Annotated in this window: 13 protein-coding genes; 5 read left to right on the top strand and 8 right to left on the bottom strand. The window is 67.9% G+C overall.

Features of this window, described 5'->3' with window-relative positions; translation table 11 throughout:
• The first annotated feature begins 112 nt into the window (after positions 1-112).
• Together AC1KVE_RS14400 and AC1KVE_RS14395 are read left to right on the top strand one after the other, a co-directional pair.
• The gene (locus AC1KVE_RS14400; RefSeq protein ID WP_024938111.1) at positions 113-655 is read left to right on the top strand and encodes a YecA/YgfB family protein; all 543 of its coding nucleotides are present in this window, start codon (positions 113-115) and stop codon (positions 653-655) included.
• Between the two features lie 13 nt (positions 656-668).
• The gene (locus AC1KVE_RS14395; protein WP_024938112.1) at positions 669-2009 is read left to right on the top strand and encodes an aminopeptidase P N-terminal domain-containing protein; all 1341 of its coding nucleotides are present in this window, start codon (positions 669-671) and stop codon (positions 2007-2009) included.
• Positions 2010-2186: 177 nt separating this feature from the next.
• Here the strand turns inward: AC1KVE_RS14395 and AC1KVE_RS14390 are convergent, their stop codons facing one another.
• From AC1KVE_RS14390 to rph, 8 genes are all read right to left on the bottom strand, one after another.
• Positions 2187-2585, bottom strand: coding sequence for an XVIPCD domain-containing protein (locus AC1KVE_RS14390; RefSeq protein WP_024938113.1), 399 nt, complete (start codon positions 2583-2585; stop codon positions 2187-2189).
• A 28-nt stretch (positions 2586-2613) separates the two neighbouring features.
• Complete coding sequence (pepQ, locus tag AC1KVE_RS14385) at positions 2614-3939, bottom strand: Xaa-Pro dipeptidase (protein WP_481092403.1); 1326 nt, start codon at positions 3937-3939, stop codon at positions 2614-2616.
• 65 nt (positions 3940-4004) lie between these two features.
• Complete coding sequence (locus AC1KVE_RS14380) at positions 4005-4352, bottom strand: PilZ domain-containing protein (protein ID WP_046344154.1); 348 nt, start codon at positions 4350-4352, stop codon at positions 4005-4007.
• A complete protein-coding gene (locus tag AC1KVE_RS14375; RefSeq protein ID WP_184456620.1) occupies positions 4349-6775 on the bottom strand; it encodes a DUF1631 domain-containing protein in 2427 nt (808 codons plus the stop codon). The genes AC1KVE_RS14380 and AC1KVE_RS14375 overlap by 4 nt, the downstream gene beginning before the upstream one ends.
• Before the next feature lie 222 nt (positions 6776-6997).
• Positions 6998-8155 carry a radical SAM family heme chaperone HemW gene (hemW, locus tag AC1KVE_RS14370; protein ID WP_039519207.1) on the bottom strand — a complete coding sequence of 386 codons (1158 nt, stop codon included), beginning with the start codon at positions 8153-8155 and terminating at the stop codon, positions 6998-7000.
• A gap of 16 nt (positions 8156-8171) precedes the next feature.
• The gene (rdgB, locus tag AC1KVE_RS14365) at positions 8172-8771 is read right to left on the bottom strand and encodes an RdgB/HAM1 family non-canonical purine NTP pyrophosphatase (protein ID WP_039512392.1); all 600 of its coding nucleotides are present in this window, start codon (positions 8769-8771) and stop codon (positions 8172-8174) included.
• Positions 8768-9160, bottom strand: a complete 393-nt coding sequence (locus tag AC1KVE_RS14360; RefSeq protein ID WP_102580699.1) for a VOC family protein — start codon at positions 9158-9160, stop codon at positions 8768-8770. The genes rdgB and AC1KVE_RS14360 overlap by 4 nt, the downstream gene beginning before the upstream one ends.
• Positions 9157-9882 (bottom strand): ribonuclease PH, encoded by a 726-nt coding sequence (gene rph, locus AC1KVE_RS14355; RefSeq protein WP_024938119.1) that lies wholly within the window; start codon positions 9880-9882, stop codon positions 9157-9159. The genes AC1KVE_RS14360 and rph overlap by 4 nt, the downstream gene beginning before the upstream one ends.
• 109 nt (positions 9883-9991) lie before the next feature.
• On the opposite strand from rph, the gene AC1KVE_RS14350 reads away from it, so the two are divergent.
• The 3 genes from AC1KVE_RS14350 to rpoZ all read left to right on the top strand — a co-directional run bounded on the left by AC1KVE_RS14350 (position 9992) and on the right by rpoZ (position 12042).
• The gene (locus AC1KVE_RS14350) at positions 9992-10852 is read left to right on the top strand and encodes a YicC/YloC family endoribonuclease (RefSeq protein ID WP_024938120.1); all 861 of its coding nucleotides are present in this window, start codon (positions 9992-9994) and stop codon (positions 10850-10852) included.
• Between the two features lie 151 nt (positions 10853-11003).
• Entirely contained in the window at positions 11004-11615 is a 612-nt protein-coding gene (gene gmk, locus AC1KVE_RS14345; RefSeq protein WP_016903572.1) for a guanylate kinase, read from the top strand.
• Positions 11616-11742: 127 nt separating this feature from the next.
• Positions 11743-12042: a DNA-directed RNA polymerase subunit omega gene (rpoZ, locus tag AC1KVE_RS14340; protein WP_002812428.1), complete on the top strand. Its 300-nt coding sequence runs from the start codon at positions 11743-11745 to the stop codon at positions 12040-12042.
• The last annotated feature ends 105 nt before the right edge of the window (positions 12043-12147 follow it).

The raw sequence follows: 12147 nt of genomic DNA, 5'->3' as shown, positions 1-12147 counted from the left end.
GACCCCGTAGGGAACGCGCCGCTGGCGGCCGACGCGGGGTGCCTTGATACACTGGGAAGTCAAATCGCCGGCCCATGCGCCGGCACCTCCTGTTCCCAGCCTGGATGACCCGATGGATCTGCCCGATGTAACCGCTGTGCAAAACGAAAGTCGCCAGCTGGAGTTGGCTTCCTCCGCAGCGGAGTTGCATGGCGGGCTGTGCGGGTGGCTCTCCGGTGGGGGTGCCGACAGCGGCGACTGGCTGGCGCGCATCCTGGCCGACACCGCGCAGGTGGCACCCAGGCAGGGCGGGGCGCTGGACCAAATGCGGCAGGCCACGGTGGCGCAGCTGGAAGACCGCGATTTCGCTTTCGAATTGTTGCTGATCGACGACGGCGCACCGCTGGCGGCGCGCACCGATGCCTTGTTCGACTGGTGTCGTGCCTTTCTGGGCGGCTTCGGCCTGGCGGCGCAGCAGCGCCCGGCACTGACCGAAGAGGGCGAAGAGGCGCTGCAGGACCTGGCGCGGCTGGCGCAGGCGTCCAGCGACGATTTCGATGCGGCCGACGAAGACGACACCGCCCTGGCGGAGATCGAGGAGTTCGTGCGCGTGGCGGTGCTGTTGCTGCATGGCGACTGCGTGATGGGGCCGCGCTTCCGCCAACGTCTGAACTGACCGCACGACCGCCATGAAAAAACTCACCGGGATCGGCGCGGCCGAGTACGCGCGTCGGCGCAAGCAGCTGATGCAGATGGCCGGCGATCAGGCCATCCTGATCCTGCCGGCCGCGCCCGAGCGGGTGCGCAGCCACGACACCCACTACCCGTATCGGCAGGATTCGGATTTCTGGTATCTGAGCGGCTTCCCGGAGCCGGAAGCGGTGCTGGTGCTGGTGCCGGGCCGCAAGCATGGCGAGGCGATCCTGTTCTGCCGCGAGCGCGATGCCGAGCGTGAGGCCTGGGATGGCCCGCGCGAGGGCCAGGAAGGCGCGGTGGAGCGCTACGGCATGGACGATGCGTACCCCATCGACGATGTCGACGAGATCCTGCCGGGCCTGCTGGAAGGGCGCAGCCGCGTCTATTACCACTTCGGGCGCGATGTCGACTTCGACCTCAAGCTGATCGGCTGGCTCAAGCGCGTGCGCGAGCAGGTGCGCCACGGCGCGCAGCCGCCGCACGAATTCCTCGAGCTCGGGCATCTGCTGCACGAGCAGCGGCTGTTCAAGTCGCGCGACGAAATCGCCTTGATGCAGCACGCCGCCGACATCAGCGTGCGCGCGCATCGCGCCGCCATGCGGCTGGCGCGGCCGGGTGTGCACGAGTACGAACTGCAGGCCGAGGTGGAGTGCGCGTTCCGCGCCGCCGATGCGTGGCCGGCGTACGGCAGCATCGTCGGCACCGGCAGCAATGCCTGCGTGCTGCACTACCGCGCCAACAATGCGCGCAGCCGCGATGGCGAACTGGTGCTGATCGATGCCGGCGCCGAGTACCGCGGCTACGCGGCCGATATCACCCGCACCTTTCCGGTCAACGGCCGTTTCACCCCGGCGCAGCGTGCGCTGCACGATCTGGTCGGCGCTGCGCAGGCTGCCGCGCTGGCGCAGGCGCGCCCTGGCGTGCCCTACGAAGCCGGGCATCTGGCCGCGGTGCAGACCCTGACCGAGGGGCTGCTGCAGCTGGGCCTGCTCAAGGGCAAGCTGGAGCGCAATATCGCCGACGGCCATTACAAGCGCTTCTATCGGCACAAGACCGGCCACTGGCTGGGGCTGGATGTGCACGATGTGGGCGACTACCGGTTGGCTGGCGACTCGCGTCTGCTCGAGCCCGGCATGGTGTTCACCATCGAGCCGGGACTCTATATCTCCGCTGACGACACCACGGTGGAGGCCAAGTGGCGCGGCATCGGCATCCGCACCGAAGACAATGTGCTGATCACCGCCGACGGCCATCGGGTGCTGACCGATGCGCTGGCGCGCAGCGCCGACGAGATCGAAGCGGAGATGGCGGACCGCGACGCGTTGCGCGCATAGCGCGGTCATGCCGCGATGAGCGGCCGTGACCTGGATCGGTGCATTGCCTTGCGAGCAACACGCGCATTACCGGTTTGGTTGAGATTGCGCGGCGTATCCGGCTGAGGGCGGCGGCGCTCGGGCCGCGCCGGGCGCCTTGCAGGCATGAGGCGCCCGGACGCTTTGCTGTGGGCCGTTCTACTGGCCGAGTTGTGGTGTCTGGGTGCGTTCGGGCTGCTGGACCTGTTCGCCTGGCGTCGCCAGTTGCTGTGCGCGTGCGAACGACTGCGCTTCCGGCGTGCTCAATGCCTGTTCGGTCTTCATGTGCGCGCGCAGATGCGCCGGGTTGGCCGGGTCGCCCTGCACCACGAACACGTTTTCGCCACCGTGTACACCGCGATTGTTGGCCTCGCTCATCAGCACATGATCCACGCGCGACAGGCCGCCTTCCTTGGCCAGCGGCAACAGGGCGGCGCTGAGCCGGTCGCTGGTCTGGTCGGGTGTGCGTCCATGTGCCGCATCGATTGCATGCACGCCGCGCTGGATCTGTTGATACATCGGATGGTCGGGGTGCGAGGACTGGCGTGGATCGTTCATGGCAATGCTCCGTGCGGTGCGGAAGGATTCAAGGGGCGGCAAACACCGGGCGGGTCAGGTTTTCGGGCGCGCCATCGGTGCACGCCACCTCGTCTTCGATACGGATGCCGCCGTAGGGTTTGAACTGCGCAACGCGCGCCCAGTCGACGCTGGCGGCGTGGCCGTTCTTCTTCACTTCGTCCAGCAGCATGTCGATGAAGTACACGCCCGGTTCGATGGTGACCACCATGCCCGCTTCCAGCACGCGGGTCAGCCGCAGATACGGGTGGCCGGCGGGGCGTTCGATGCGGCCGCCGCGGTCGCTGGCCGCAAAGCCTGCCACGTCGTGCACCTGCAGGCCGATCAGATGGCCAAGCCCGTGCGGGAAGAATGCAGCGCTGACGCCGGTGGCGAGCGCAGCTTCCGGCGACACGGTGAGGATGCCGAAGTCCTTGAGGATGCCCATCAGGGCCAGATGCGCATCCACGTGCAACTGCTTGTAATCCACGCCGCTGCGCACGCCCTGGCCCATGCGCACCTGTGCGGCATCCACCGCATCGATCAGGGCCTGGAATTCGCTGCCGGGGTCGGCGGCGTAGGTGCGGGTGATGTCGCTGGCATAGCCGTAGGCCGAAGCACCGGCATCGATCAGGAAGCTGCGCAGCGGCTGCGGCGGCTGCTGGCCGAGTTCGGTGTAGTGCAGCACCGCGCCGTGCTCGTTGAGCGCGATGATGTTGCCGTAGGGCAGTTCGTTGGCGTCCTGACCGACGGCGGCGCAGTAGGCCATATGGATGCCGAACTCGCTCTGGCCGGCGCGGAAGGCCGCTTCGGCGGCGCGATGGCCGCGCACTGCCAGCTGCTGGGCGATGCGCAGCAAGGCCAGTTCGTACGGCGTCTTGAACGCGCGCTGGTAGTCCAGGTAATCGAGCACCGGCTGCGGATTGTTGGGCACATACGCACCGAGCGCGCTCTGCGCCTCGCCCAGGATGGCGCAACGGTCGATCTGCCTGGGCAGCAGCGCCAGGGCCTGGTCCGGGGTGCGGATGATGTGGATGTCGCAGTGCTCCACCCACCAGCCGCTGGGCGCCTCGGGCACCACATGCCAATAGTCCAACGGCTGGCAGAAGATCAGCATCGGGCGCTTGCCCGGGGTGTAGACCAGCCAGCTGTTGGGCACCCGCGTCAGCGGCACCCAGGCCTTGAACTGTGGATTGACCGCGTAGGGATAGTCGCGGTCGTCGAACACCTGGTAATGCAGGCTGCCGCTGGGCACCACCAGGTGGTCGAAGCCGCCGCGCTGCAGCGCCTCGTCGGCGCGCGCGGTCAGCGTGCGCAGGTGGTCGGAATACAGGTGGCTCAAGGACGGCTGGGGCATGCGGGGCTCGATCGGCGATGCAAAGACAGGTCGCGATTTTGCCGTAATCGTGGTGATGCTGTCCTTCAGCCCAGCATGTGTTCTTCGGCGATCCAGGCGCGCAGGCGTTGGCGATGCGGCTCGGACATGGTCAGGAAGCGGAAGCCGGCCCAGGCCTGCCCGGGTGCGTGCGCGGCTTCGCTCCACAACAGATGCACGCCGACATCGATCTCGGTGGCGCGGCCGATGCGCTCGGGCAGGCTGAAGCGCAATTGATACAGGGCGTCGTCATGCAGCGGAACCGAGGCCAGCAGCAGCATGCCGGTTTCCGAGACATTGCCGACCCGGCCAATCTGCGCCTCGCTGAGCATGTCGGTCACCGGTATCAGGTCGGACGGCTGGCGGCGCGGTGCGCGGCGGGTGTCCTGGATCATGGGTTGACCTCTGCAATGGGCGCCTGACCGGCCAGGCTGCGCAGCGTGCGCACGGTGGCATGCCAGGCGCGGTCGATCAGGCGCGATTTCTCTTCGACCAGCAGGCGTGCGTGGCCACCGGCCATCAGCCGCGACAGGCCATCCAGCGAGTGCTCGGCGACCTTTTGCCCACGTTGATTGACGAACAGCGCGTTGCCGGTCATCGGGCTGTACCAGGACAGCCGTTGCCGACGTAGGTCGCCCTGCTGGTTGATCACGAACTCGAACCAGCTGCCGAACGGCAGGCTGCGCAGCTGCGTGTAGCAGGCCTCTTCGGCCGGCGAACGCGGGCCGGCGATGTCCTTGCGCGGTGTGCTGTCGCCCTGGTCGCCCAGCCGCGTGCGCGCCTTGAGCCTGGTGGCGAGCTCGGTGCGCGAGGTCGTCTCGTCCTCGCCGCCGGGCGTGGACAGGCGCCGCGCAATCGCCGCCGCTTCATCGTGGTGATAGCCGACCTGCAGCAGCGCGGTTTCGATCTCGCTGCCGAGCGCGATGTCGGCAGGTTGCCCCTTGCTGCGGCAGGTGACTTCGGCAATGCGCGCGGTCAGGGCCTGGCGCTCGTCCCATTCGGGCGATTGCTCGCCCTGGCGCAGCAGCGTCAGCGTCAGCACGTCCGACCATGCCTGACGCAGCAGCGCCTGCACGAAGCGCGGCGGGACGCTCTGCTCGCACAGCTGCTCGATGCGCGCCTCGGCCTGCTGCTTGGCCGACTCCAGCCGCTCCTTGCCACGCGCCGCATCCACATGGCGGCGCTCGGCGAGGTCGGCCTTGCGCGCCAAGGCGCGCAGATGCGCCTGGATATCGGCGTTGGCCGCGGCGAACACGGCCTCGTCGCCCTGGTAGTCGTTGACGATCCGGTCCACCGCGCTGCCCAGCTTGTGCAGCAACTGCGGGTCGACATCGTCGTCGCCCAGCCAGACCGCGCCGGACTCGGCCACGGTGTTGAGCAATTCGCGCACCGGGTGCTGGTCGCGCACGAAGAAATGCGTATCGGCCAAGGCCGCGCGCACCACCGGCACCTGCAACTTAGCGAGCAGGGCCTGCGCGGGGGTCTGCCCGCGCACTTCGCGTTGCATCTGCGCGTAGAGCAGGCCGAGCAGATCGAAGGTGTCGGTGTCCTGCAGCGACAGCGCGGCGTCGGGGCCGTGTTGCGCCCGCAGCAAGGCCAGCAACTGGCGCTGCACCGCATCGATGCCGCTGGGCTGCGCCGCCGCTGCTGCTTGTGCCGCCAGCGTACCCTGCAGGCTGGCCAGTGCGTCGCTGACGGCGGCCTTGGGCACGGCCGAGGAGGCGAGCCGGGGAGATGGTTTCTCGAGTGTTGCCTGGGCGCTGCTTGCAGGCGCTGCGCCGTGATCTGCAGAGCTTTGATTCGCCGCTGCGCCTACGTTGCCCGCCGCCTGCGACCGGCGCGCCGACGACATCAGGCCGCCGAGCGCCTGCACTGCATCGCTCAGGGCAGGTGCTGCCTGCTCACCGTCGGTCGCCGCTGCCAGTGTCATCGGCATGGCGGGCGGATCCAACAGGGCGCTCTGCCACGGTGTCGGTGCCGATTGCCCGCTCCAGCCGGTTGCAGGCCGCCCGTTGCGCTGCGGCAGCGCGCGCGCGCTGGCAGCCGCAGCGTCCTTCGGGGCGTTGGCTGCTGCAGGCGGTGCGCGCCGCGTCTGCACCTGGGTGGGCTTGACCAGGTACGGGTGATAGATCAGCCCCGGTAGGATGCCCTCCTGCGCGAGCGTGCCGTTGGCGCGCTCGTACAGATCGTTCAAACGCTCGATGACCTGACGCTCGAACACGCGGTAGAGCGTCAGCTGCCCGTCCAGGCTCAGTCCCAGCGTTTCGACGCACTGGCGCAGCACGCGGCACAGGGCGTACGGGCCCAGCGGCACTGCCTCCAGTTCGAACTCGGCCACCGCGCCGATCACCGCCACCCGCTGCGCCAGCAATTGCAGCGCATCGGCGCGGCGGGAGGTTTCGCGGCGCGCAATCTCGCTGAGCACGATATCGCGATCGATATCGGTGTCCTCCACCAGGGTGAGCATCTGCGGATGCGCTGAGGCATCGGCTATTGGCATCAGCGACGGGCGATCGCGCAGCGTGGCCAGGTCCTGCGCCAGCTGCTGCAGGAACGCCTGCGGAAACCGATCGATGTGGTCGCGCAGGCCGCGCGTCTGCGCATAGGTTTCGGCCTGTATCTGGCTGTTGCGGGCATGCTCGGCCTGATGCAGCAGCTCGCGTTCCAGCTCGACGATGGTCAGCCGCAGCGGCCCGCTGAGCGCCTGCACGCAGTGCGCGTGCAGCGCGGCGAGCAGGCGCCGCCCGCGCGCGGAAACCGGCGCATCGGCGATCGGGCCGCTGAGCGTGTGCTGCAGGGAGGAAGCGGGAGTGGACATCCGGGGGAGGCGGGCTCGGTGCGAGGCGTGAGCTATGTAGCATGTTTTTCCGCCGGGCAGCGACCGCGCGGGCGCAAGACGTGCCTGGCCAGATTCGGTCGCCACCCGGACGCGGACGGCGCGCGTGGCGCGGCTCGCTGGATCCGCGCGCCAATGCTGTCGTGTGCGCTATCGATCATGGCGCGGCGTGCTGGCTGCGGTGCCGCGCCGCGATCGCCGCGATCAGGCCAGAAACAGCTCGACCACGTCATTGGTGAAGCGGCGGCCCAGCTCGGTCGGCACCACGCGTCCGTCCTGCGCGGTCATCCAGCCTTGCGCAATCGCACGGGCCACAGGCAACTCGATGACCGAGGCGGCCAGGCCGGTGGAGACTTCGAAGTCGCGCAGGGCGAAGCCCTCGTGCAGGCGCAGCAGGTTGAGCATGTATTCGAACGGCAGTCGCTCACGCGGCACGATCTCGTCGCCGCCGATCGATGCCGCGCTGCCGGCGCTGGCCAGGTAACTCTGTGGGTGCTTGTGCTTCCAGCGTCGCAGCACATGCTGTTCGGCGCCGGAGCTGATCTTGCCGTGCGCCCCGGCGCCGATGCCCAGGTAATCGCCGAAGCGCCAGTAATTGAGATTGTGCGCGCATTGCCGCCCGGGCCTGGCGTAGGCGCTCACTTCGTACTGCGCGTAGCCGGCCTCGGCCAGCAGACGCTGGCAATGCTCCTGCATGTCCCAGGCCGCATCGTCGTCGGGAATGCCCTTGGGCGGCCGCGCGAAGAACACCGTGTTCGGCTCCAGCGTGAGCTGGTAATGCGACATGTGGGTGGGCTGCAGCGCAAAGGCGCGTTCGAGATCGCGCTCGGCCTGTGCCAGGGTCTGCTCGGGCAGCGCGTACATCAGGTCGATATTGAAATTGTCGTAGCCGGCATCCTGCGCCAGCTTGATCGCACGTTCGGCCTCGGCACTGTCGTGGATGCGACCCAGCCGCTGCAGCGCCACATCGTCGAAGGTCTGCACGCCGAAGCTCAGCCGGTTCACGCCGGCGGCGCGATAGCCGTCGAAGCGGCCATGCTCGGCGGTGCCTGGATTGGTTTCCAGGGTGATCTCCAGATTCGGTGCAAAGCGCAGCCGCGCGGCGGCGGCTTGCAGGAATCTGTCGATGGCTTCGGGCGGAAACAGGCTCGGCGTGCCGCCGCCGAAAAACACCGAATGCACCACGCGCCCCCACACCAGCGGCAGATCCGCATCCAGGTCGCGGATCAACGCATCCACGTAGTCCTCGAACGGCAGCACGCCCTTGGCCGCATGCGAGTTGAAATCGCAGTACGGGCATTTGCGCACGCACCAGGGCAGGTGCACGTAAAGCGACAGCGGCGGTGGAATCAGGTCGGGCACTGCGTCAGGCCATGGTTCACAGCGACAGGGCGTGCAGCTTGTGCTGCAGCGTGGCCAGCGCCACCGCACGGTGACTCAGCCGGTTCTTCAGCGCGGTATCCATCTCCGCAGCGGTCAGGCCATGCAGCGGATCCAGGAACACCGGGTTGTAGCCAAAGCCGCCGGTGCCGCGTGGTTCGGTGGTGATCACCCCTTCCCAGCTGCCTTCGGCGATCAGCGGTTGCGGATCTTCCGGGTGACGCAGCAGCACGATCACCGCGTAAAACCGCGCGCTGCGGCGCTCGGCCGGCACGGCGCGCATGGCGTCGAGCAGCTTGGCGTTGTTGGCCTGCGCATCGGTCGGGCTGCCGGCATAGCGGGCGCTGTACAGGCCCGGTGCGCCGCCGAGCGCATCGACGATCAGGCCGGAGTCGTCGGCCAGTGCCGGCAGGCCGGTGACCGCGCTGGCATGGCGTGCCTTGATCAAGGCGTTCTCGACGAAGGTCAGGCCGGTTTCCGGCACATCGTCCACGCCGAGCTCGCCTTGCGCCACGATGCGCAGCGGCAGGTCGGCGAGCATGGCGCGCAGTTCTTCCAGCTTGCCGGCGTTGCCGCTGGCCAGGACCAGTTGTTTCATTGCTTGGGCTCCAGCAGGTCCCACTTGGTGCCGTACAGATCGCGGAACACCACGACCGTGCCGTACGGTTCCTCGCGCGGGGGTTCCAGGAATTCCACCCCGAACGCCTGCATCGCCGCGTGGTCGCGCCAGAAGTCGTCGGTGTGGAGAAAATGATCCACCCGCCCACCGGTCTGGTCGCCGATGCGTGCGCGCTGGGCGGCGTCGGCCGGCTGCGCGAGCAGCAAGCCGGCGTCCTGCGCGCTGCCCGGGCCGATCACCACCCAGCGCTTGCCGTCGCCAAGTGCGCGATCCTCCAGCACCTGGAAGCCCAGCGCACCGGTGTACCAGGCGATCGCCGCGTCGTAGTCGGCGACCAGCAGGGTGGTCAGGGCGATGCGCCGGCTCATCCGGCCAGTGCAGCGCGTTGCAGGGCGAACAGTTCGCTCATGCCTTGTTCGGCGAGTGCGAGCAGTGCGTTGAGTTCGTCGCGGCGGAAGGCGTGGCCTTCGGCAGTGCCCTGCAGCTCGATGAAGCCGCCGCCGTCATTCATCACCACATTCATGTCGGTGTCGCAGTCGCTGTCTTCGGGGTAGTCCAGATCCAGCACCGGCTCGCCGCGATAGATGCCCACCGACACCGCGGCCACGGCGCCGATCAGCGGGTGCTTCTTGATGTCGCCGCGCTTGAGCAGCAGGTTCACCGCATCGGCCAGCGCCACGTAGGCGCCGGTGATCGCGGCGGTGCGGGTGCCGCCATCGGCCTGCAGCACATCGCAGTCCAGGGTGATGGTGCGCTCGCCCAGGGCATTGCGATCCACACAGGCGCGCAGTGCGCGGCCGATCAGGCGCTGGATCTCCAGCGTGCGTCCGCCCTGCTTGCCGCGTGCGGCTTCGCGATCGGAACGGGTGTGGGTGGAGCGCGGCAGCATGCCGTATTCGGCGGTCACCCAGCCTTCGCCCTTGCCGCGCAGGAATCCGGGGACGCGGTTTTCCACGCTGGCGGTGCACAGCACGCGGGTGTCGCCGAAGCTGACCAGCACCGAGCCTTCGGCGTGACGGGTGAAGGCGCGTTCGATGCGCACCGGGCGCAGCTGGTCGGCCGTGCGGCCGCTGGGACGGGAAAAGGTCATGCGATGAGTCCGGAAGTCGGGAGGTGGGTCTGGGTCGGCGCGTGGCGGGGCGGTCAGCCAGCGCGGGCCGCTAGGGTACCATTCGCGCTTTGAAGGCACGGGACTGACGATGATTCGAAGCATGACCGCGTTTGCTGGTGGCGAACGCATCACGCCCTGGGGCACGCTCGGCTGCGAGCTGCGCTCGGTCAACCATCGGTTTCTGGAAGTGGGCGTGCGCCTGCCCGAAGAACTGCGTGCGCTGGAGCCGCTGCTGCGCGAGCGCGTGGCGGCGAAAAACAGCCGCGGCAAGCTGGATCTGGCGCTGCGCCTGCGCGCGCCGGACAACGCGCAGACCCTGGCCGTGAACGAATCGCTGCTGCAGGAACTGGGTGCACTGGCCACGCGCCTTGACGGCATGTTCCCCAAGCTGCAGGTCGGCTTCACCGATCTGCTGCAGCTGCCCGGCGTGCTGCAGGTGCAGGACGTGGACGCACCTGCGTTGCAGGCGCAGGCCCTGGCATTGCTGGACGAGGTGGTGGACAGTTTCGTCGCCGCGCGCGAGCGCGAAGGCGGCAAGCTGGCCGATGCGATCAGCGAGCGGGTCGATGCGATCGAACGCATTGCCGCCGAGGTGCGCACGCTGATTCCCGTCATCCGCGAAGGGCAGCGTGCCAAGCTGGCCGCCCGTCTGGCCGATCTGCCGCATCCGGTCGATCCCGGTCGCGCCGAACAGGAACTGGTGCTGTGGCTGCAGAAGCTGGACGTGGACGAAGAGCTCGACCGCCTGTCCAGCCACATCGCCGAGATCCGCCGCGTGCTCAGGCAGCGCGAGCCGGTCGGCCGCCGCCTGGACTTCCTGCTGCAGGAATTCAACCGCGAAGCCAATACGCTTGGCTCCAAGTCGGTGGACAGCCGCACCTCCAACGCTGCGGTGGATCTGAAGGTACTGATCGACCAGATCCGCGAGCAGGTGCAGAACATCGAATAGCCGGGAGTGGTGATTGGGGATTCGGGATTGGTCGACGGCCATCCCGGGTTTCAGCGGGGCGCGGCCAATACCGGTAGCATATCGACCCCGGTGGTACCGGTCCGCAGCCCGTTCGCGAATCCCGACTCCCCAAGCCCGAATCCCTGACCCTATGCGCGGCACCCTCTATATCGTTGCGGCCCCTTCCGGCGCCGGCAAGAGCAGCATCGTCAACGCCACCCTGGCGCGTGATCCCAAGATCGCCTTGTCGATCTCGTTCACCTCGCGCGCGCCGCGGCCGGGCGAACGGCATGCCGAGCACTACCATTTCGTCTCCGCCGACGAGTTCCAGGGCATGATCGAAGCTGGCGACTTCTTCGAATACGCGCTGGTGCATGGCGACTGGAAGGGCACCGCGCGGCAGTCGGTGGAGCCGCAGCTGGCTGCCGGTCACGACGTGCTGCTGGAGATCGACTGGCAGGGCGCGCGCCAGGTGCGCCAGAAGGTGCCCGACGCGGTCAGCGTGTTCATCCTGCCGCCGTCGCGCCAGGCGCTGGACGAGCGCATGCGAAAGCGCGGCCAGGACAGCGAGGACGTGATGGCGCAACGTCTGGCCGCCGCCCGCGAAGAGATGCTGCATTTTGAGGAGTTCGACTACGTCATCATCAACGAGACCTTCGACACCGCAGTCTCGGAGATGTGCGCGATCTTCACCGCCAGCCGGCTGCGCCGGCAGGCGCAACAGCAGCGGCATGCGGCGTTGATCCGGGCCTTGCTGGACTGAGCGGCTCAAATCCCTGATTCCAAAGGAAACTGAATAGGCCCAGGTTGCCGTGACGGCGGCCCGGGCGTACACTCCGCCCCCTTTCCCTCATTCGATGCGCGGCCGTTGCTGGTCGCCGGGAGCCCGCATGGCCCGCATTACCGTAGAAGATTGCCTGGAAGTCGTGAACAACCGTTTCGAGCTGGTCATGATGGCGTCCAAGCGCGCCCGTCAGCTCGCCAACGGCGTGCAGCCGTTGATCGAAAATGCCGACGCCAGCGACAAGCCCACCGTGATGGCACTGCGCGAGATCGCCGCACGCCGGATCGACAATGCGCTGATCGACGAAGTCGAGAAGGCCGAGCGCGAGCGTGCTGAACGCGAGGCGCTGGAATGGGCCGCTGCCGAAGTGGTTGCCGACGAAGACATGTCCAAGAACGACGATTGATTGTTCGCATCGCTGCGATCGATCTGAACAGCCCGCCATGTGCGGGCTGTTTTCGTTTCAGGCCCGCGTTGTCGCCTGCAGTGTGCAAACGTTTGCCGTGACTGC

The sequence above is a fragment of the Xanthomonas sp. NCPPB 2864 genome (assembly GCF_056675615.1).
Note: the sequence above shows the minus strand (reverse complement) of the source record. Positions and strands in the feature narration are given on the sequence as shown.

What these genes read in the sequence shown, in the direction of transcription:
- AC1KVE_RS14400 (WP_024938111.1), top strand. Translation starts at nt 113, where the DNA reads ATGGATCTGCCCGATGTAACCGCTGTGCAAAACGAAAGTCGCCAGCTG.
- AC1KVE_RS14395 (WP_024938112.1), top strand. Translation starts at nt 669, where the DNA reads ATGAAAAAACTCACCGGGATCGGCGCGGCCGAGTACGCGCGTCGGCGC.
- AC1KVE_RS14390 (WP_024938113.1), bottom strand. Translation starts at nt 2,585, where the DNA reads ATGAACGATCCACGCCAGTCCTCGCACCCCGACCATCCGATGTATCAA.
- pepQ (WP_481092403.1), bottom strand. Translation starts at nt 3,939, where the DNA reads ATGCCCCAGCCGTCCTTGAGCCACCTGTATTCCGACCACCTGCGCACG.
- AC1KVE_RS14380 (WP_046344154.1), bottom strand. Translation starts at nt 4,352, where the DNA reads ATGATCCAGGACACCCGCCGCGCACCGCGCCGCCAGCCGTCCGACCTG.
- AC1KVE_RS14375 (WP_184456620.1), bottom strand. Translation starts at nt 6,775, where the DNA reads ATGTCCACTCCCGCTTCCTCCCTGCAGCACACGCTCAGCGGCCCGATC.
- rdgB (WP_039512392.1), bottom strand. Translation starts at nt 8,771, where the DNA reads ATGAAACAACTGGTCCTGGCCAGCGGCAACGCCGGCAAGCTGGAAGAA.
- AC1KVE_RS14360 (WP_102580699.1), bottom strand. Translation starts at nt 9,160, where the DNA reads ATGAGCCGGCGCATCGCCCTGACCACCCTGCTGGTCGCCGACTACGAC.
- rph (WP_024938119.1), bottom strand. Translation starts at nt 9,882, where the DNA reads ATGACCTTTTCCCGTCCCAGCGGCCGCACGGCCGACCAGCTGCGCCCG.
- AC1KVE_RS14350 (WP_024938120.1), top strand. Translation starts at nt 9,992, where the DNA reads ATGATTCGAAGCATGACCGCGTTTGCTGGTGGCGAACGCATCACGCCC.
- gmk (WP_016903572.1), top strand. Translation starts at nt 11,004, where the DNA reads ATGCGCGGCACCCTCTATATCGTTGCGGCCCCTTCCGGCGCCGGCAAG.
- rpoZ (WP_002812428.1), top strand. Translation starts at nt 11,743, where the DNA reads ATGGCCCGCATTACCGTAGAAGATTGCCTGGAAGTCGTGAACAACCGT.